The sequence below is a fragment of the Amycolatopsis sp. NPDC004772 genome (assembly GCF_053601215.1).
In genome coordinates this window covers 64,261-86,332 of record NZ_JBSGBK010000019.1, presented here as the reverse complement: position 1 = coordinate 86,332, position 22,072 = coordinate 64,261, and the positions used below count along the sequence as shown (strand labels likewise).

Annotated in this window: 2 protein-coding genes; both read left to right on the top strand. The window is 75.1% G+C overall.

The window, feature by feature from the left end; all coding sequences use genetic code 11:
* The first annotated feature begins 18 nt into the window (after nucleotides 1-18).
* Nucleotides 19-2,757: an acyltransferase domain-containing protein gene (locus ACWEF6_RS14755; RefSeq protein ID WP_449683393.1), complete on the top strand. Its 2,739-nt coding sequence runs from the start codon at nucleotides 19-21 to the stop codon at nucleotides 2,755-2,757.
* 37 nt (nucleotides 2,758-2,794) lie between these two features.
* On the top strand, nucleotides 2,795-22,063 hold the full coding sequence (locus ACWEF6_RS14750) for a type I polyketide synthase (RefSeq protein WP_449683392.1): 19,269 nt from the start codon (nucleotides 2,795-2,797) through the stop codon (nucleotides 22,061-22,063).
* The last annotated feature ends 9 nt before the right edge of the window (nucleotides 22,064-22,072 follow it).

The window sequence follows — 22,072 nt, the reverse complement described above, 5'->3', positions numbered from 1 at the left end:
GACCCCGGGAGGTAACGAGTGGCCACCCCGACCCTGACCACCGAGCACGAGCACACCGGCCGTGGCCACGACGTCGTGCCGCTGATCGTCTCCGCGGACAGCAAGGCGGGACTGCGGTCGAAGGCCCACCGCCTCGCGCGGTACCTCGCCGACCACCCGGACACGCCGTTCGAGGCGTTCGCGCGCTCGGTCGCCGCCGAGGACACCGGCCGGGCGCACCGGGCCGTGCTGCTGGCCGGCGACCGCGACGACGGCCGGCGCGGGCTGGACACGCTGGCCGCCGGCCAGAACCCGCCCGACGTCGTGCGCGGCAGCGCCCGGCGCGCCGAGCGGGTCGTGTTCGTCTTCCCCGGCCAGGGGTCGCAGTGGCCGGGCATGGCGCTCGACCTGCTGGACTGGTCGCCGGTGTTCGCCGCGGAGCTCGCCCGCTGCGACGCCGCCCTGGCCCCCTTCGCCGACTGGTCCATTGTGGACGTCCTTCGGGGCCGTCCCGGCGCGCCGACCCTCGACGACGGCGCCGACATCGTGCAGCCGGTGCTGTTCGCGGTGATGGTCGCGCTGGCCGCGCTGTGGCGCGCGCACGGCGTCGAACCGGCCGCCGTCGTCGGGCACAGCCTCGGCGAGGTCGCCGCCGCCTGCGCGACCGGCGCTCTGTCCCGTGAGGACGGCATGCGCGTGGCCGCCCGGTGGAGCAGCGCGCAGGCGACCCTGTCCGGCCGCGGCGACATGATCTCGGTGCCGCTGCCGGTGGCCGAGGTGCGCTCCCGGCTGACCGGCCGCGACGGCCTGGACATCGGCGCGGTGAACGCGCCCTCGTGGGTGATCGTCTCGGGCGACTCCGCCGCGGTGGCGGACCTGCTGGCCGACCTGACCGCCGAGGGCGTCCGAGCCCGGCGCATCCCGGTCGGGCTCGCGGCCCACTCGCGGCACATCGACGACCTCCGCGACCGGCTGCTGGCCGACCTCGCCCCGCTGACCCCGGTGTCCACCGTGATCCCGTTCCACTCGACGGTGACCGAAGGCCCCCTCGACACCGCCGCGCTCGACGCCCGCTACTGGTTCCGCAACCTGCGCAACCCGGTCCGCTTCGACGAAGCCACCCGCGGGCTCGTCGAAGAAGGGCACGGGGTGTTCGCGGAAATCAGCCCGCACCCGGTGCTCACGGTCGCGGTGCAGGACACGGTCGACGCGCTCGACGGCCGGGCCGTCGTGCTCGGCACGATCAGCCGCCGCGAAGACGGCCCGCGCTCGTTCCTCGGCTCGCTCGCCGCGGCCTACGTCTCCGGCGCCAGTGTCGACTGGACCGCGGCCTTCCCCGGCGGGGCCGAACCGGTCGCCCTGCCGGAGTCCGGCTCGGACGCGACGGTCGCGGCCGCCGGCCTGCTGGCCGCCGGGCACCCGCTGCTCGGCGCGGCCGTCGAACTCGCCGAAGACGGCGGCTGGCTGTTCACCGGCCGCCTCTCGGCCGCGCAGCACCCGTGGCTGGCCGGGCACACCGTGCTGGGCCGGACCGTGCTGCCGTCGTCGGTGCTCGTCGAACTCGTCCTGCACGCGGGATCCGAGCTGGGCTGCGCCCGGATCGAGGAGCTCACCCAGCACCTGCCGGTCGTCTTCGCCGAAGAGGCCCTGTGCCTGCAGGTGCGGATCGGCCCGGTCGACGACGCCGGGGCGCGCCGGATCGGCGTGTTCGCCCGGCCGGACTCGGTCGGCGCCGCCCAGGGCGGGCCGTGGACGCGGCACGCCACCGGGATCATGGCCGAGACCGCGGGCTCGGCGGCCGGCCCGGAACCCCGGGACTGGCCGCCGTCCGGGGCGGTCGCCGAGGACGCCGGCACCGCCCGGGACCGCCTGCGCGCGCACGGCATCGAGCTAGGCCCCGAGTTCGGCGGCCTGACCGGCGCCTGGTCGCTCGACGGCGAGCTGTTCGCCGACGTCGTGCTGCCGGCGCCGGCCGGCAGCGGTGCGGGTTACGGCATCCACCCCGCCCTGCTGGACTCGGCGCTGCAGGCGGTCGCGCTGTTCCCCGCCGCGGCGGAGTCCGACGGCTGGCTCGCGTCCTCCTGGAGCGGGCTGGCCCTGCACACGGCCGGCGCCCCGGCGTTGCGGGTCCGGGTGCGCGCCACCGGCCCCGACTCGGTCTCGGTTTCGGCCACCGACCTGGTGGGACGGCCGGTGTTCTCCGCCGAGAACGTCGTGCTGGGTGCGCTGCCGCAGGCGTACGTCCGGGCCCCGCACGCCGAACCAGCCGGCCGTGGCGCGCACGACGGCGGGTTCGCCGCGAAAGTCGCCGCGCTGCCCGGGCCCGCCCGCGCCGAACTACTGCTGGACCTCGTCCTCGAGCACACCGCCGCGGTGCTCGGCCGGGACACCGCCGCCGGCGACGACACCTTCACCGAGCTCGGCTTCGAGTCGCTGACCGCGGTGGCGCTGCGCAACCGGCTCGCCGAGGCGACCGGGCTGAAGCTGCGCACCACCCTGGCCTTCGACTACCCGACCCCAGCCGCGCTGGCCGGGCACCTCTTGGACGCGCTGAGCCCCGCGGGCTCCGACGTGCTGGCCGACCTCGACCGGCTGGAGGAGGCGCTGCTGGGCGAGCCGGGCGGTCCGCTGCACGGCCGGGTCAAGGTCCGGCTGCGCGACCTGCTGTTCCGGCTCGACGGCGCGGGCGAACCGGACGGCTCCGGTGCCCCGCCGCTCGACACGGCGTCGGACGACGAAATCTTCGCACTGCTCGATCGGGAGCTCGACCTGTCCTGAGGCGGGTCAGGCGGACAACGCAGAGAGTTGACGGCACATGGCGAACGAGGACAAGCTCCGCGACTACCTGAAGCTGGCCACGGCGGACCTGCGCCAGGCCAAGCAGCGGTTGCGGGACTTCGAGGCGCGGGAGACCGAGCCGATCGCGATCGTCGGCATGGGCTGCCGCTTCCCGGGCGGCATCGAGACGCCGGAAGCGTTGTGGCGCCTGGTGTCCGCGGGTGAGGACGTCATCGGGGACCTGCCCGCCAACCGGGACTGGGCGTCGCTCTACGACCCGGACCCGGCGCGGCCCGGCACGTTCTCCATGCGCGGCGGCGCGTTCCTGCACGACGCCGACCGGTTCGACGCCGGCTTCTTCGGCATCTCGCCGCGCGAAGCCCTCGCCATGGACCCGCAGCAGCGGCTCCTGCTGGAGACGTCGTGGGAGGCCCTCGAACGCGGCGGCATCGACCCGCGGACGCTGAAGTCCAGCCGCACCGGCGTCTTCGTCGGGGCGATGCAGCAGAACTACGCGCCGAGCTCGCACAAGGTGCCCGAATCGGTCGAGGGGCACCTGCTCACCGGCACGATCACCAGCGTCGCCTCCGGCCGGATCGCCTACGTCCTCGGTCTGGAAGGGCCCGCGGTCACCGTCGACACCGCGTGCTCGTCGTCGCTGGTCGCGCTGCACTGGGCGGTGCAGGCGCTGCGCCGCGACGAGTGCTCGCTGGCGCTGGCCGGCGGGGTGACGGTGATGGCGACGCCGGGCATCCTGATCGAGCTCAGCCGGCAGCGGGCGCTGTCGCCGGACGGCCGGTGCAAGCCGTTCTCCGCCGACGCCGACGGCTTCGGGGCCGCCGAAGGCGCCGGGATGCTGGTGCTGGAACGGCTGTCGGACGCCCAGCGCCACGGGCACCCGGTGCTCGCGGTGGTCCGCGGCTCGGCGGTCAACTCCGACGGCGCGTCGAACGGCCTCAGCGCCCCGAACGGGCCGTCGCAGGAGCGGGTCATCCTCGACGCGCTCGCCAACGCCCGGGTCGCGGCGAGCCAGGTCGACCTGATGGAGGCGCACGGCACCGGCACCCCGCTCGGCGACCCGATCGAAGCCCAGGCGCTGCTGGAGACCTACGGCCGCGGCCGGTCGCCGGAACAGCCGCTCTGGCTGGGGTCGGTGAAGTCCAACATCGGGCACACCCAGGCCGCGGCCGGGGTCGCCGGGGTGCTGAAGGCGGTGCTGGCGCTGCAGCACGCGACGCTGCCGGCGTCGAAGCACGCCGGGCGTCCGACGTCCGAAGTGGACTGGTCGGCAGGCACGCTGCGGCTGCTGGACACCGGCGTCGAGTGGCCCGAACGCGAGCACCCGCGGCGGGCGGCCGTGTCGTCGTTCGGCATCAGCGGCACCAACGCGCACGCCATCCTCGAAGCCGCCCCGCCCGTCGAACCCGTCCCGGCTGCTCCGGTGCCTGCGGTCGTCCCGTGGGTCCTGTCGGGTCGCACGGCGGAAGCCTTGCGTGCGCAGGCGGCGCTTCTGTCCGATGTAGACTCGGGGCTGTCCGAGGTGGGGTACTCGCTCGCCGTGACGCGGGCCCGGTTCGAACACCGGGCCGTCGTGGTCGGCCAGGACCGGGCCGAGCTGCTGCGCGGGCTCGCCGCCGTCGCCGCGGGCACGCCGGACGACGCGGTCGTGTCCGGTGTGGCCGGGAAGCCCTCCAAGGTCGCGCTGGTGTTCCCCGGCCAGGGTTCGCAGTGGGCGGGGATGGCCCTGGAGCTGGCTTCGTCCTCACCGGTGTTCGCGGCCCGTCTGGACGAGTGCGCGGCGGCGTTGGATTCCTTGGTGGACTGGTCGCTCCGGGACGTCCTGGCCGACGCCGACGCGCTGACCCGGGTCGACGTCGTGCAGCCCGCGCTGTTTGCCGTGATGGTGTCGCTGGCCGAACTGTGGCGCTCCTACGGTGTCGTGCCCGACGCGGTGGTCGGGCACTCGCAGGGCGAGATCGCGGCGGCCGCCGTCGCGGGCGCACTGTCCCTTGAGGATGGTGCACGTGTGGTCGCCCTGCGCAGCAAGGCGATCCTCGCCTTGGCCGGACGCGGTGGCATGGTCTCGGTGGCTGCCTCTCTCGACGCCGTCGAGGCGCGGCTGACCGAAGGCCTCTCGGTCGCGGCGGTGAACGGCCCGGCTGCGGTGGTGGTCTCGGGCCCGCCGGACGCTCTCGCCGAGCTGATCAAGGCGTGCGAGGCCGACGGCATCCGTGCCAAGCGGATCCCGGTGGACTACGCGTCGCACTCCGCGCAGGTCGAGGAGATCCGTGACGAACTCCTGAGCGTGCTCGCCCCGATCACCCCGCGAACCGCCGAGACGGGGTTCTTCTCCACCGTCACCGGCGACTGGGCCGACGGCGCCGAGCTGGACGCCGAGTACTGGTACACCAACCTCCGCAGCACCGTGCTGCTCGACGACGCCGTCCGGACGCTGGCCGAACGCGGCTTCGGCACGTTCATCGAAGCCTCGCCGCACCCGGTGCTGACGATGGCCATCGGCGAGACGGCGACCGCGCTCGGCACCCTGCGCCGCGGCGACGGCGGCCTCGCCCGGTTCCAGCGGGCTCTGGGCGAGGCGCACTGCGCGGGCGTCCCGGTCGACTGGACCCCGGCGTTCCCCGGCGCGCACCGCGTGGACCTGCCCACCTACCCCTTCCAGCGGGAAAGCTTCTGGCTGCGCACCGAACGCGAAGCGCCCGCCGACGGGGGATTCTGGGACCTGGTGGACCGCGACGACCTCGCGGGCACCCTCGGCGTCGCCGCCGACGCGCCCCTGGACGAGGTGCTCCCGGCGCTGGCCGCGTGGCGCCGCCGCCGGGCCACCGAATCCACTGTGGACTCCTGGCGGTACGGGATCACCTGGCCGGCCGCGGACCTGCCCGCCGCGTCGCCGTCCGGACGCTGGCTGGTCGTCCGCGCCGACGGCACCGGCGGCCAGGACGTCGTGGACACCCTCGCCCGCACCGCCGACGTCGAGACCCTCGTCCTGAGCTCGGCCGACGACCGCGCCGCGCTGGCCGAGCGGCTCTCCGGGCCGTACGACGGCGTGCTGTCACTGCTCGCCGCCGACGAACGCCCGCACCCGGGGTTCCCGGAAAGCCCGGCCGGGCTGATCCTGACCCTCGTCCTGGCCCAGGCGCTGGGCGACGCCGGGGTCACCGCGCCGCTGTGGGTGCTGACCCGCGGCGCGGTCCGGACCGGGCCCGCCGATGAGCTGCCCGGCCTCGAACAGTCGCTGCTCTGGGGCCTCGGCCGCGTCCTCGCGCTGGAACACGCCGACCGCTGGGGTGGTCTGATCGACCTCACCCCGGAACCCGGCGCGGCCGAACTCGACCGGCTGGGCCGGATCCTCGCCGCCCGCGGTGCCGAAGACCAGCTCGCCGTGCGTCCGGGCGGCCTCCGCGTCCGGCGCCTGCGCCCTGCCGGCCGAAGCGACCGGCCGCGTCCGTGGCGGCCCGAAGGCACGGTGCTGGTCACCGGCGGCACCGGCGCGCTCGGCACGCACGTCGCCCGCTGGCTCGCCGCGGAAGGTGCCCCGCACCTGGTCCTGACCGGCCGCCGCGGCCCGGACGCGCCCGGCGCCCGCGAGCTCGCCGCCGAACTGGAGGCGCTCGGCACCCGCGTCACCCTGGTGCGCTGCGACGTCGCCGACCGCGAGGCCCTCGCCGCGCTGCTGACCGGCCTCGACGAGCCGGTCCGTTCGGTCTTCCACGCCGCGGGCACGGTCGAGCTGCTGCCGGTGACCGAGACGACCCTGCCGGGGTTCGCCGAGGTCGTCCGGGCGAAGGTCGCCGGGGCCCGGCACCTCGACGCCCTGCTCGGCGACGACCTCGACCGGTTCGTGCTGTTCTCCTCGATCGCCGGCGTCTGGGGCAGCGGCGACCACGCGGCCTACTCCGCCGCCAACACCTTCCTCGACACCTTGGCCGAGCAGCGCCGGGCCCGCGGCGCGACCGCGACGTCGATCGCGTGGGGCGTCTGGGCCCCGACGGACATCGAAGGCCAGGGCGGGATGTCCGAGGGCGTCGACTCCGGCCAGCTCGCCCGCCGCGGGCTGCCGCTGATGGACCCGGCCACGGCGATCACCGCACTGCACGAAACCCTCGGCCACGACGAGACGTTCACCGTGCTCGCCGACGTCGACTGGGTTCGGTTCCTGCCGGTCTTCACGGCCGGCCGCGCCCGGCCACTGTTCGACGACCTGCCCCAGGTGCGCCAGGTGCCGGAAGCTCCGGCTCCGGAGGCCACGCCGTTGGCGCAGCAGCTCGCCGGGCTGTCCGGCGGCGACGTCGACCGGGTGCTCCTGGACGTGGTCCGCGCGCAGGCCGCCGCGGTGCTCGGGCACGCGAGCGGCGACGCCGTCGAACCGGACCGGCCGTTCACCGACCTCGGCTTCGACTCCCTGACCGCGCTCGACGTCCGCAACCGGATCGCTGCCGCGACCGGCCTGCGGTTGCCCGCGACGCTCGTCTTCGACCACCCGACCCCGCTCCGGCTGGCGGTCCACCTGCGTGACCTGGCGCTCGGCACCCGCACCGAGCCGGTCGCCGTGACCCGGGCCGCGGCCGCCGACGACCCGATCGCCATCATCGGCATGGGCTGCCGCTATCCCGGCGGCGTCCGGTCGGCGGACGACCTGTGGACCCTCGTCGCCGAAGGCCGTGACGCCATCTCCGGATTCCCTGCCGACCGCGGCTGGGACCTGGCGAAACTGTTCGGCGGCGCCGACGAGCAGGGCACGTCGACCGTCCGCGAGGGCGGCTTCCTGCACGACGTCGCCGACTTCGACGCCGGCTTCTTCGGGATTTCCCCGCGCGAGGCCCTCGCCATGGACCCGCAGCAGCGGCTGCTGCTGGAGATCGCGTGGGAGACCATCGAGCACGCCGGCATCGACCCGGCCACGCTGCGCGGCGAGCCCGCGGGCGTCTTCGTCGGCGCCAACTACCAGGACTACCACGCCCGGATGCGGGAGATCCCCGACGGCCTCGAAGGGCACCTGCTCACCGGCAGCGTGTCCAGCGTGCTGTCCGGCCGGGTCGCCTACACGCTCGGGCTGGAGGGACCGGCGCTGACCATCGACGCGGCTTGCTCGTCGTCGCTGGTGGCGTTGCACCTGGCCGCGCAGGCCCTGCGCCGCGGCGAGTGTTCCTTGGCCCTCGCCGGCGGGGTCGCGGTGATGCTGACGCCGTCGTCGCTCACCGCCTTCAGCCGCCAGCGCGGGCTGGCCGCCGACGGGCGCTGCAAGGCGTTCGGCGCCGGAGCCGACGGCATGGGCATGGCCGAGGGCGCCGGTCTGGTGCTGGTCGAGCGGCTGTCCGACGCGCGGCGCCTCGGCCACCCGGTGCTCGCCGTGCTGCGCGGCAGCGCCCTGAACCAGGACGGCGCCTCCAACGGCCTCAGCGCCCCCAGCGGACCGGCCCAGCAGCGCGTCATCCGGGCGGCCCTCGCCGACGCCGGACTGTCCACAACGGACGTCGACCTGGTCGAAGCGCACGGCACCGGCACGGCACTGGGCGACCCGATCGAGGCGCAGGCCCTCCTGGCCACCTACGGCCAGGACCGGCCGGCACCGCTGTGGCTGGGCTCCCTCAAGTCGAACATCGGCCACACCCAGGCGGCGGCGGGCGTCGCCGGGGTGATCAAGACCGTGCAGGCGCTCCGGCACGGCGTGCTGCCACGAACGCTGCACGCGGAGACGCCGACGTCCCATGTGGACTGGGAAAGCGGCGCGGTACGGCTGCTCGATTCGCCGCGTCCGTGGGAACGATCGCAGCCACGCCGGGCGGCGGTCTCGTCGTTCGGCATCTCCGGCACGAACGCCCACGTCATCCTGGAGCAGGGAGACGCCGGCCCCGCGCCCACGCCCGAGCCCGCGGTGGTGCCGTGGGTGCTGTCCGCGAAGACGCCCGAGGCCTTGCAGGCGCAGGCCGTCGCCCTCCGGGAGGTCGGGGGCAGCATCGCCGACGTCGCATTCTCCCTGGTCGCTTCGCGCACCGGCTTCCCGCACCGCGCGGTCGTCACCGGTGACCGGACGACGTTGCTCAGCGGGCTTTCCGCGCTGGCCGAGGGGCTTCCGGCGCCGAATGTGGTCACCGGGACGGCCGTTCCGGGCCGGACCGCGCTGGTGTTCCCCGGCCAGGGATCGCAGTGGGCGGGCATGGCTCTGGAGCTGGCGGAGTCGTCGCCGGCGTTCGCGGCGCGGCTCGACGAGTGCGCTGTCGCTTTGTCATCCTTTGTGGACTGGTCGTTGCGCGTCGTCCTGGCCGACGCCGAGGCGCTGGCCCGTGTCGACGTCGTCCAGCCCGCGTTGTGGGCCGTGATGGTGTCGCTGGCGGAGCTGTGGCGCTCGTTCGGCGTTGCGCCGGAAGCGGTGGTGGGTCATTCGCAGGGTGAGATCGCCGCCGCCGTGGTCTCGGGCGCACTGTCCCTTGAGGACGGTGCTCGGGTGGTCGCCTTGCGCAGTAAAGCCATCCTGGCGTTGGCCGGGGGTGGCGGCATGGTCTCCGTCGCGGCATCACGGGAAGCGGTCGAGGCGCGGCTGACCGACGGGCTGTCGATCGCCGCGGTGAACGGCCCGGCCGCCGTCGTCGTCTCCGGCGAACCCGGCGCGTTGGCCGCGCTGATCGCCGCGTGCGAGGCGGACGGCCTGCGCGCGAAGCGGATCCCCGTCGACTACGCATCACACTCGGCGCAGGTCGAGCAGCTCCGCGCCGAACTCCTGGACGTCCTCGCCCCGATCCGGCCGCGGACCGGCGGCATCCCGTTCTTCTCGACCGTCACCGGAACCTGGCTCGACGGCGCCGAGCTGGACGCCGGATACTGGTACACGAACCTCCGGGAGACCGTCCGGCTCGATGTCGCGGTGCGCACGCTCGCCGCGGAGGGCTTCGCCACGTTCGTCGAAGCCTCCCCGCACCCCGTGCTGACCACGGCGATCGGCGAGACCGACGGTGTCGAAGCGTTCGGGTCGCTGCGCCGCGACGACGGCGGTTACGAGCGGTTCCTCCGGTCGCTCGGCGAGGCGCACGTGCGCGGGGTCGCGGTGGACTGGACGCCCGCGTTCCCCGGCGCGCACCGCGTCGAGCTGCCGACCTACGCGTTCCAGCGCCGTCGTTACTGGCTCGACGCGGGTACCGCGGCCGCCGACCCGGTGGACGCCGCGTTCTGGGCCGCCGTCGACGGTCTCGACCTCGACGCCGTCGCGGGCACCCTCGACATCGCACCCGGCAGCACCCTCGCCGAAGTCCTGCCCGCGCTGACCCGGTGGCGCGACCGGGCCCGCACCGCGTCCGAAGTGGACTCCTGGCGCTACCGCATCGAGTGGAAGCCCGTCGCCACGCCGGCCGCGCCCGAGCTGTCCGGGCGCTGGCTGGTCGTCGTCCCGGACGGCGACGACGCCGGTGTCCCGGCCGCCCTGGCCGCGCACGGCGCCGAGCCGGTCGTGACCTCCGCATTCGCCGGCGCCGAAGGGTACGCCGGGGTCGTTTCGCTGCTGGCCCTCGACGAAACCGGCGGCGCCACCGCGAACCTCGCCTTGGCCCAGGCGATGGCCGGGAGCGATACGCCGTTGTGGCTGCTGACCCGCGGCGGCGTGACAAGCGACGGGATCTCGCCCGCCCAGGCGATGACGTGGGGCCTGGGCCGGGTGATCGGCCTGGAACTGCCCGGCATCTGGGGTGGGCTGCTCGATCTGCCCGCCGAGCCGGACGCGGCGACCGCGTCGCTGCTCGCCGCCGCTCTGTCCGGAGTGGACGCCGAGGACCAGCTCGCGATCCGGCCGTCCGGGCTGCTGGCCCGCCGCCTGGTCCGCGCGCCCCTCACCCCGCCGGCGCAGCGGTGGAAGCCGCGCGGCACGGTCCTGATCACCGGCGGCACCGGCGCGCTGGGCGGCCACGTCGCCCGCCGCCTCGCCGCCGACGGTGCCGAGCACCTCGTGCTGACCAGCCGCCGCGGCCCGGACGCCCCCGGCGCGGCCGACCTCGAAGCCGAGCTCGCCGCGCTGGGCACGCGGGTGACGATCGCCGCCTGCGACGTCGCCGACCGCGCCGCCCTCGCCGCACTGCTGGCCGGTCTGGACGAGCCGGTCCGCGCGGTCTTCCACGCCGCCGGGCTCCCGCAGGCCACCCCGGTGCTCGACACCACCGCGGCCGAGTTCGCCGCCGTGACCGAAGGCAAGGTCGCCGGCGCCCGCCACCTCGACGAACTCCTCGGCGACGACCTCGACGCCTTCGTCCTCTTCTCCTCGAACGCCGGGGTGTGGGGCAGCGGTGGCCAGGGTGCCTACGGCGCGGGCAACGCCTACCTCGACGCCCTCGCCGAGCAGCGTCGCGCCCGTGGAGCCGCCGCGACCTCGGTCGCCTGGGGCTTCTGGGGCGGCGGCGGCATGGCGGGCGACGTCGAGCTGGAGGACCAGCTGCGCCGCCGCGGCCTCCGCGAGATGGCGCCGGAAGCCGCGGTCGAGGCGCTCTGCCAGGCCCTCGACGCGCGGGAGGTCTTCCTGGCCGTCGCCGACGTCGACTGGGCCCGGTTCGCGCCCGGCTTCACGCTTTCGCGGCGGCGTCCGCTGATCGAGGACATCCCCGAGGTCCAGGCGCTGCCGGCCGAAGAGCCGGAGGTGGCGCGGCCGGCCCTGGCCCAGCGGATCGCCGGCCTGGGGGAACCCGAAGCCCGGCGGCTGCTGCTGGACCTCGTGCGCGGCCAGGCCGCCTCGGTCCTCGGTCACGACTCGCCGGCGGCGGTCCCGGCCGGACGCGCGTTCCGCGAACTGGGCTTCGACTCGCTGACCGCGGTCGAGGTCCGCAACCGGATCAACGCGGCCACCGGCCTGACCCTGCCCGCGACGCTGGTGTTCGACCACCCGAACCCGGCCGCGCTCGCCGGCGAGCTGCACCGGCTGCTGCTGGGCCGCACCGAAACCACGGAGGTGACCTCGGCGGCGGCCGTCGACGAGCCGATCGCGATCGTCGCGATGGGCTGCCGGTTCCCCGGCGGCGTGCGCTCGCCGGAAGACCTGTGGCGGCTGGTCGCCGACGGCGTCGACGCGCTGACGGAGTTCCCCCTCGACCGCGGCTGGGACCTGGCGTCGTTCGGCGACGCGGACCTCGCCGGTGTCGGCGGGTTCGTGGCCGGCGCGGCGGACTTCGACGCGGGCTTCTTCGGCATCTCGCCGCGCGAAGCCCTGGCGATGGACCCGCAGCAACGGGTGCTGCTGGAGACGTCGTGGGAGGTTTTCGAACGCGCCGGGCTCGACCCGGCCGGCCTGCGCGGCAGCCGCACCGGCGTCTTCGTCGGGGCCAGCACCTCGGGCTACGGCGCCGACCTCGAGTCCGGCTCGGAGGGCTATCTGCTCACCGGCGAGGCACCCAGCGTGATGTCCGGGCGGCTGTCCTACACCTTCGGGCTGGAAGGCCCGGCGGTCACGGTCGACACGGCGTGCTCGTCGGCGCTGGTCGCCATGCACCTGGCCGCGCAGTCGCTGCGGCAGGGCGAATGCACGCTGGCGCTGGCCGGCGGCGTGGCGATCATGGCCAAGCCGATGGCGTTCCTGGAGTTCGCGCGCCAGCGCGGCCTGGCCGCGGACGGCCGGGTCAAGGCGTTCGCCGACGCCGCCGACGGCACCGGCTGGGGCGAAGGCGCCGGCCTCATCCTGCTGGAACGGCTGTCGGACGCCCAGCGCAACGGCCACCCGGTGCTCGCCGTGGTCCGCGGTTCGGCGGTCAACCAGGACGGCGCGTCGAACGGCCTGAGCGCACCGAACGGCCCCTCGCAGCAGCGGGTGATCCGGGCCGCGCTGGCCAACGCCGGTCTGTCCACTTCGGACGTCGACGCCGTCGAGGCACACGGCACCGGAACGCGGCTGGGCGACCCGATCGAGGCCCAGGCGCTGCTGGCCACCTACGGGCAGGATCGTGCCACGCCGCTGTGGCTCGGCTCGGTGAAGTCGAACCTGGGCCACACGCAGGCCGCGGCCGGAATGGCCGGCGTGATCAAGACGGTTCTCGCCCTGCGGCACGGCCTCCTGCCGCGCACGTTGCACGTCGACACGCCATCGTCCCAAGTGGACTGGACGACGGGCGCGGTCTCGCTGCTCACCGAGGCGCGCGACTGGCCTGCGGTCGATCGCCCGCGCCGGGCCGGCGTCTCGGCGTTCGGCGTCAGTGGCACCAACGTGCACGCGATCCTGGAACAGGCTCCGGCCGTTGCACCGGAGCCTTCTCCTGCGCCGACCGAGGCGTTGCTGCCGTGGGCGCTGTCCGCCCACGATCCGGCGGCCCTCGCCGCGTTGACCGCGCAGGTCCGCTCGCTGGACGCGAACCCGGTGGACGTCGGGTATTCGCTGGCCACCACCCGGGGGCGGCTCGACCACCGTGCGGTGCTGCTCGGCGACGACGTCGTCACCGGCAAGGCCGATCCGGACGCTTTGCTGGCCGTGCTGTTCACCGGCCAGGGTGCCCAGCGGGCCGGCATGGGCCGCGAGCTGTACGAGCGGTTCCCGGTCTTCGCGGCGGCGTTCGACGCGGTGCTCGCGCACTTCGGTCCGGAGCTGCGTGAGGCCTTCGAGGACCAGAACCTGCTCGACCGGACGGAACACACCCAGCCCGCGTTGTTCGCGATCGAGGTCGCGTTGTTCCGGCTGGTCTCATCGTGGGGGGTGCGGCCGGATTTCGTGGCCGGCCACTCGATCGGCGAAATTTCGGCCGCCCACGTCGCCGGGGTGCTCTCGCTCGAGGACGCCTGCCGCCTGGTCGCCGCCCGGGCCTCGCTGATGCAGGCCCTGCCCGGCGGCGGCGCGATGGTGGCGATCGCGGCGTCCGAAGCCGACGTCCTGTCCGCAGTGGACGGTTGCGACGGCGTCGCCATCGCGGCGGTGAACGGCCCCTCGTCGGTGGTGATCTCCGGGGTGGCCGCCGTGGTGCTCGACATCGCCGCGGGGTTCGCCGCGGACGGCGTCAAGACGCGCCGGCTCGCCGTGAGCCACGCGTTCCACTCACCGCTGATGGACCCGATGCTGTCCGCGTTCCGCGCGGTCGCCGAAACCCTGACGTACCACCCCGCGGAAATACCGGTGCTCTCGAATGTGAGCGGTGCTCTCGCTTCGGCGTTCTCGGCGGAGTACTGGGTGCGCCACGCCCGGGAGGCGGTCCGCTTCGCCGACGGTGTCGCGACCCTGCAGGCCGCCGGTGTCGGCGTCTTCCTCGAACTGGGTCCCGACGGCGTCCTCAGCGCCCTGATCGACGGCACCGCCGTCCCGGCCCTCCGACGCAACCGCTCCGAAGAGAGAGCGCTGCTCTCGGCGGTGAGCACTGCTCACGTCCACGGTGTCGACGTTGAGTGGGCCGCGTTCTTCCCGGGCGGCCGCCGCATCGACCTCCCGACGTACCCGTTCCAGCGCGAACGCTACTGGCCCCGCCCGGGCGCCGCCCGAGGCGACCTCGGCGCGGCGGGTGTGGGATCGCTCGAGCACCCGCTCCTGGCCGCGGCGGTCGAGCTGGCGGGTGACGAGGGGACGGTCCTCAGTGGACGGCTGTCCTTGGAGACGCACCCGTGGCTGGCCGGGCACGCGCTGTCCGGAACGGTCCTGCTCCCCGGCACGGCGCTCCTCGAACTGGCGATCCAGGCGGGCGACCAGGTGGGTTGCGACGTGGTGGACGAACTGACGTTCGCGGCACCCTTGGTGCTGCCCGCCCAGGGCGCGGTGACGGTCCAGGTCACGGCCGGTCACGAAGACCCGGCCGGCCGCCGCCCGATCACGGTGTCCTCCCGCCCGGCCGGTGCGGACGCGGAGTGGACCCGCCACGCGACCGGCAGTGTCAGCCGCGCGGCGCTGCCCCGGGCAGGAGTCGCCGAGCCGGGCGAGGCCGGCGTGTGCCTCCCGCAGTGGCCGCCCGCCGGTGCCGAGGCGGTCGACCTCGACCCGCTCTACCCGCGGCTCGCCGCGATGGGCTTCGACTACGGCGAAGCCTTCGGCGGCCTGACCCGCGTCTGGCGCGACGGCACCGCACTCTTCGCCGAAGTCGCTCTCCCCGAACCCTTCGAGCCCGCCGGCTTCGCTCTCCACCCCGCCCTGCTCGACGCCGCCCTGCATCCGCTCGGCCTCGGCGTCGTCACCCCCGACGACGGCACCCCCCGCGTCCCCTTCTCCTTCACCCGGGCCGCCGTCCACGCCACCGGCGCCACCGAACTGCGCGTCCGGCTGGCCCCGGCAGGGGAGAACGCCGTCACCCTCACCGCCTGGGACGCCACCGGTGCGCCCGTCGTCACGGTCGGCGAGCTGCTCCTGCGGCCGGTCGCCCCCGCGGCCGCGAGCGTCCCCGACACGCTCTTCGAACCGACCTGGACCGAGGTCGCCGCCGATCCCGCCGCGCCGCGCGAGGACCTCGTCTTCGCTCCGGTCACCGGCGGTGACGTCCACGAGACCACCGCCCACGTCCTGGAAACCCTCCAGGCCTGGCTCGCCGAAAACCGGCCGGGCCGGCTCGTCGTCGTCACCCGGGGCGCGGCCGACGGCGACCTCGCGGCCGCGGCAGCCGGGGGCCTGGTCCGGTCCGCGCAGTCCGAACACCCCGGCCGGTTCCTGCTCGTCGACGTCGACGACGACCCGCGCTCCCAAACCCTGCTGTCCACAGTGGACGCCTACGGTGAGCCTCAGCTGGCGCTGAGGGAAGGCACCGCGAAGGCGCCCCGGCTGGTCCGCGCGACCGGCCTGCCGCTGACCCCCGCGGGCGACCACTGGCGGCTGACCACCACCGGCACCGGCACCACCGACGGCCTTGTCCTCACCCAAGCTCCCGAAGCCCCCCTGGGTGAAAACGACGTCCGCATCGAGGTCCGCGCGGCCGGCCTGAACTTCCGCGACGTCCTCATCTCCCTCGGCATGTACCCCGACCTCGAAGCCCGCCTCGGCTCCGAAGCGGCGGGCGTGGTCGTCGAGGTGGGCGCCGGAGTCACCCACCTCACCCCGGGCGATCGCGTGTTCGGCCTGGTCGACGACGCCTTCGCCCCGCGCGCCGTCGCCGACGCCCGCCGGCTGGCGCCGATCCCTGCCGGGTGGACGTTCCCCGAAGCGGCCACCGTCCCGGTCGCCTTCGTCACCGCCTACTACGGCCTCTTCGACCTCGGCGAACTGCAATCGGGCCAGTCGGTGCTCATCCACGCGGCCGCGGGCGGCGTCGGCATGGCCGCCGTGCAGCTCGCCCGCTGGAAGGGCGCCGAAGTCTTCGCGACGGCGAGCGAAGGCAAGCACGCCGTGCTGCGCGGACTCGGCCTCGACGACACCCACCTGGCCAGCTCCCGCACCCTGGACTTCCGCGACCGGTTCCCGAGCGTCGACGTCGTCCTGAACTCCCTGACCGGTCCGTTCATCGACGCCTCCCGCGAACTGCTCGCCCCCGGCGGCCAGTTCGTCGAACTGGGCAAGACGGACATCCGCGAGGGGCACCACACCTTCGACCTCGGCGATCCCGGCCCGGACCGGATCGCGGCCATCCTCGCCGACCTTCTGGCCGCCTTCGGCCGCGGCGAGCTGACGCCGTTGCCGCTGCGGGCCTGGGAGCTCGACCGGGCGGCCGACGCCTTCCGGTTCGTCAGCCAGGCCAAGCACGTCGGCAAGAACGTGCTCACGCTGCCGCGTCCGGAACCGGCCGGCACCGTGCTCGTCACCGGCGGCACCGGCACGCTCGGCGCCGCCGTGGCCCGGCACCTCGCCCGCCGCCCGGGTGTCCGGCGGCTGGTGCTGGTGAGCCGGCGGGGACCGGACGCGCCCGGCGCCGCCGGGCTGTGCGAAGAACTGACCGCGCTCGGCGCCGAGGCGATCGTGGTCGCCGGCGACGTGGCCGAGCCCGGCTTCGCGGCGGACGTGCTGCGGGGGATCCCCGCCGAGACGCCGCTGATCGGGGTGGTGCACGCCGCCGGGATCCTCGACGACGGCGTGCTCGAAGCGCAGACACCGGCCCGGGTGGCCTCGGTGCTTCGCGCCAAAGTGGACGGCGCGTCGGCGCTCGGCAGGCTGACCCGGGACCACGACCTGGCCTGGTTCGTCCTGTTCTCCTCGGTCGCCGGCCTCGTCGGCGCGGCCGGCCAAAGCGGGTACGCCGCCGCGAACAGCGCCCTGGACGCCTTCGCCGTGCAGCGGCGGTCCCAAGGCCTGCCCGCGGTTTCCCTCGCCTGGGGCCAGTGGGCGCTCGGCAGCGCGATGACCGGCCGGCTCGGCGAGCGCGACCGCGACCGCATCGGGCGCGCCGGCATCCGGCCACTGTCCACCGAGGACGCACTCGCCGCACTGGACGCCGCCATCGGGCTCGGCCGGCCGGTCGCCGTGCCGATGCGCCTCGACTTCGCGGCCCTCCGCGCGGCCGACGACCTCGCCCCGCTGTGGCGCGGCCTCGTGCGCGCGCCGGTCCGCCGCGCGGCCGTCGCCGGCGACAGCTGGGACAACCCCGAAGAAGCCCGCGGGAAGCTCCTGGACCTGGTCCGCAAGCACGTCGCGGCCGTGCTCGGGCACGCGAGCCCCGACACAGTCGACCCGGCGAGGGCGTTCAAGGACGCCGGCTTCGACTCGCTGACCGCGGTCGAGCTGCGCAACCGGCTCGCCACCGCGACCGGCCGCACGCTGCCTGCGACCCTCGTCTTCGACTACCCGAACCCCGCGGCGCTGGCCGAATTCCTGCTGGCGGGCACCGAACCCGCGGCGACTCCGGTGCTGCCCGCGGCCCGCGTCCCGGACGACGACCCGATCGCCATCGTCGCGATGAGCTGCCGCTTCCCCGGTGACGTCGATTCGGCCGACGCCCTGTGGCGGCTGGTCGCCGAGGGCCGCGACGCCATCGGCGGCTTCCCGGCCGACCGCGGCTGGCCCGTCGACGAGCTCTACCACCCGGACCCGGCGCACCCGGGCACGTTCTACGCCACCGGCGGCGGCTTCCTGCCCGGCGCCGCCCAGTTCGACGCCGCGTTCTTCGGCATCTCGCCGCGCGAAGCCCTGGCCATGGACCCGCAGCAGCGGCTGCTCCTGGAAGTCTCGTGGGAGGCCATCGAACGAGCGGGCGTCGACCCGGGCACGCTGCGCGGCAGCAACACCGGCGTGTTCATCGGCGCCGCCCACTCCGGGTACGCGGCCGGAGCGCCGGCCGCGGACGGCGTCGAGGGGCACCTGCTCACCGGCAACGCGGGCAGCGTGCTGTCCGGCCGGGTCGCCTACCACCTGGGGCTGGAGGGGTCCGCGGTCACCGTGGACACGGCGTGCTCGTCGTCGCTGGTCGCGCTGCACCTGGCCGGGCAGGCGCTGCGGGCGGGCGAATGCGACCTGGCGCTGGCCGGCGGCGTCGCGATCCTCGGCACGCCCGACATCTTCGTCGAGTTCAGCCGTCAGCGCGGCCTGTCCGCGGACGGCCGCTGCAAGGCCTTCGCCGACGCCGCCGACGGCACCGGCTGGAGCGAAGGCGCCGGCATGGTCGTCCTCGAACGGCTGTCGGACGCGCGGCGCAACGGCCACGAAGTCCTGGCGCTCCTGCGCGGCTCGGCGGTCAACTCCGACGGCGCGTCGAACGGCCTGACCGCGCCGAATGGGCCGTCGCAGCAGCGCGTGATCCGCGCGGCGCTGGCGAACGCGGGCCTCACACCGTCCGATGTGGACGTCGTCGAGGCCCACGGCACCGGCACCACCCTGGGTGATCCGATCGAGGCGCAGGCGGTGCTGGCGACCTACGGCCAGGACCGGTCGACGCCGCTGTGGCTCGGCTCGCTGAAGTCGAACCTCGGGCACACGCAGTCGGCCGCGGGCGTGGCCGGGGTGATCAAGATGGTGCTGGCCATGCGCTACGGCGTGCTGCCGAAGACGCTGCACGTCGACGCGCCGTCGACCCGGGTGGACTGGGCGTCGGGAGCGGTCGAGCTGCTCACCGAGCAGCGTCCGTGGCCGTCGGTGGATCGCCCGCGCCGGGCCGGCGTCTCGGCGTTCGGCATCTCCGGCACCAACGCGCACGCCATCCTCGAACTGCCCGCCGAACCGGCTCCGGCCGCGGTGGCGCCGCCGGAGCCGCCCGTGGTCGCCTGGGCGTTGTCGGCGAAGGGCGAACCGGCGCTGCGAGCCCAGGCCCGCAAGCTGGCCGCGGTGGACGCCGCTCCGGCGGCGGTCGCCGGAGCACTGCTCACCCGCGCTCGGCTCGACGAGCGCGCGGTCGTGCTCGGCCGCAATCGAGCCGAGTTGCTCGCCGGGCTGGACGCGCTGGCCGCCGGGGAAGCGGCGCCCGGGGTCGTCCGCGGTACGGCGTCGCCGGGCAAGCTGGCGGTGCTGTTCACCGGCCAAGGTGCGCAGCGGGTCGGCATGGGCCGCGAGCTGTACGACCGGTACCCGGTGTACGCGGAGGCGTTCGACGAGATCTGCGCCGAGTTCGCCGTGCCGGTGCGGGACGTCGTGTTCGGGGACGCGCCGGGCCTGGACGAAACCGGGTTCACCCAGCCCGCGCTGTTCGCCGTCGAGGTCGCGCTGTACCGGCTGTTCGAATCGTGGGGCGTCCGGCCGTCGTTCGTCGCCGGGCACTCGATCGGCGAGCTGGCCGCGGCGCACGTCGCCGGGGTGTTCTCGCTGGAAGACGCGTGCCTGCTCGTGTCGGCCCGCGCGGCGCTGATGCAGGCGCTGCCGAAGGGTGGCGCGATGGTGTCGATCGCGGCGCCGGAGTCCGACGTCCGTCCGCTGCTGACCGGCCGGGTGGCGATCGCCGCCGTCAACGGCCCGGCCTCGGTGGTCGTCTCGGGCGACGAACCGGACGTCCTGGCCGTCGCCGCGGTGTTCGCGGACCGGGGGGTCCGGACCAAGCGGCTCAGCGTCAGCCACGCGTTCCACTCGCCGCACCTGGACCCGATGCTCGACGAGTTCCGCGCGGCCGCCGACAAGATCACGTACCACCCGGCGGAGATACCGGTGCTCTCGAATGTGAGCGGTGCTCTCGCCGAGCCGTTCACGGCGGACTACTGGGTCCGCCACGTCCGCGAAGCGGTCCGCTTCGCCGATGGAGTCTCCACTTTGGACAGTTACGGGGTGGACGTCTTCCTGGAGCTGGGCCCGGACGGCGTCCTCAGCTCGATGGTGCGTGACAGCGTGCCGGACGCCGTGGTGGTCCCGTCCCTGCGGCGCGACCGGCCGGACGGCGAGGCGGCGCTGACGGCGTTGTCGACGCTGTTCGCCAACGGTGCGCCGGCCGACCTGGGCGCGGTCTTCGGTCCCGCCGGACGCGTGGACCTGCCGACGTACGCCTTCCAGCACGAGCACTACTGGCTGGAGCCGGCGGCGCCCGCGGCGGACACGGCGTTCTGGTCGGCGGTCGAGCGCGAGGACGTCGGCGAGCTGGCGGGAGCGCTGGCGATCGACGAGGACCAGCGTGCGTCCCTGACGGCGCTGCTCCCGGCGTTGTCCTCCTGGCGGCGGCAGAGCGGCGAGCGGTCCGTTGTGGACGGATGGCGCTACCGGGTGTCCTGGGAACCGGCCCGCTCCACGGCCGCGACGCTTCCGGGCCACTGGCTCCTGGTCGTCCCGGCGGGCGAAGCCCTCCTGGGTGACGCGGTCGCCGCAGCCCTCACCGCGCACGACGTCGCATGCACGCGGCTCGACAACCCGACTCCCGGTGAACTCGCCGAGGCGGCCCGGACCGCGGACGCGGTCTTGTCCCTGCTGGCGCTGACTTCCGGCCCGGACGCGGTCATCCCGCCCGGAGTGGCGGCCACGCTCGAGCTGCTCCGCGCGGTGCCGGACGTTCCGGTGTGGACGGTCACCCGCGGCGCGGTGTCCATCGGCGATCAGGCGCCGGACGCCGTGCAGGCCCAGGTCTGGGGGCTCGGCCGGACCGCAGCCCTCGACCGCCCCCACACGTGGGGCGGCTTGATCGACCTGCCCGAAGCCGTCACCGACGGTCTCGGCGAACTCCTGATCCAGGCCCTCGCCGACCCCGCCGAAGACCAGGTCGCCCTCCGTGCGGACGGCCGGTTCGCCCGCCGTCTCGTCCCCGTCACCGGCGCACTCACCGGACAGCCGTGGCGACCCCGCGGCACGGTGCTCGTCACCGGCGGCACCGGTGCCCTCGGCGCGCACGTCGCCCGCTGGCTCGCCACCGCGGGCGCCGACCGGATCGTCCTCACCAGCCGCCGCGGCGCCCAAGCGCCCGGCGCGGAAGACCTCGCGACCGAGCTCACCGGCCTGGGCGCCGAAGTCACCATCGCCGCTTGCGACGTCGCCGACCGCGCCGCGCTCGCCACCCTGCTCGACGACCTGCGCGATGACCTGACCGCCGTCGTCCACGCCGCCGGCGCCGGGGGAGCGACGCCCCTCGACGACCCGGACCTCGCAGCCTTCGCGGAAATCCTGGAAGCCAAGGTCGCCGGCGCCGACAACCTCGACACACTGCTCGGCGACACCGAACTCGATGCCTTCGTCCTGTTCTCGTCGATCGCCGGCGTCTGGGGCAGCGGCCGGCAAGCCGCCTACGCCGCGGCCAACGCCCACCTCGACGCGCTCGCCGAACACCGCCGTCGCCGCGGGCTGGCCGCGACCGCGCTCGCCTGGGGCCCGTGGGCCGACGGCGGCATGGCCGCCGACCACGACGCCGAGGACTACCTCCGCCGCCGCGGCCTGGCACCCCTGCAGCCCGCCCTCGCCGTGCGGGCCATGGCCGGTGCGGTCGGCCGCGGGGAGACCACGCTGACCCTCGCCGACGTCGACTGGACGCGGTTCGTGCCCGCCTTCACCTCCGCCCGCCCGAGCGCCCTGCTGCTCGGCGTACCGGCAGCGCGCACGGTCCGGGAAGCCGAGATCCCCGCCACCGACCTGCGCGAGCAGCTCACCGGACCGGACGCCGAACGGACGCTGCTCACCCTGGTCCGCACCGAGGCCGCGGCCGCGCTGGGGCACCGCGGGGCCGACGCCGTCCCCGCCGCGCGCCCGTTCACCGAGCTGGGCTTCGACTCCCTGACGTCGGTCGAGTTCCGCAACCGCCTCGCCGCAGCGGCCGGCGTGCCCCTGCCCGCGACGGTCGTCTTCGACCACCCGACCCCGGCGGCGCTCGCCCGGCACCTCCTCGGCGTCCTGCGGCCCGACCGCGCGGCCGATCCCGAGGAAGCCCGCATCCGGGAGGCCCTCGCCACCGTGCCGCTGGCCCGCTTCCGCGACGCCGGGCTGATGTCCGCCCTGCTGGAGCTGGCCGGCCTCGACGACGGCGAGACCGGCACCGGCACCGTCGACGACCTCGACGCCGAAGCGCTGGTGCGGCTGGCCCTCGACGGTACCGATTCCCGATGACCCACTCCT

Coding starts and splice junctions, on each gene's coding strand:
- ACWEF6_RS14750 (WP_449683392.1), top strand. CDS start 2,795: ATGGCGAACGAGGACAAGCTCCGCGACTACCTGAAGCTGGCCACGGCG.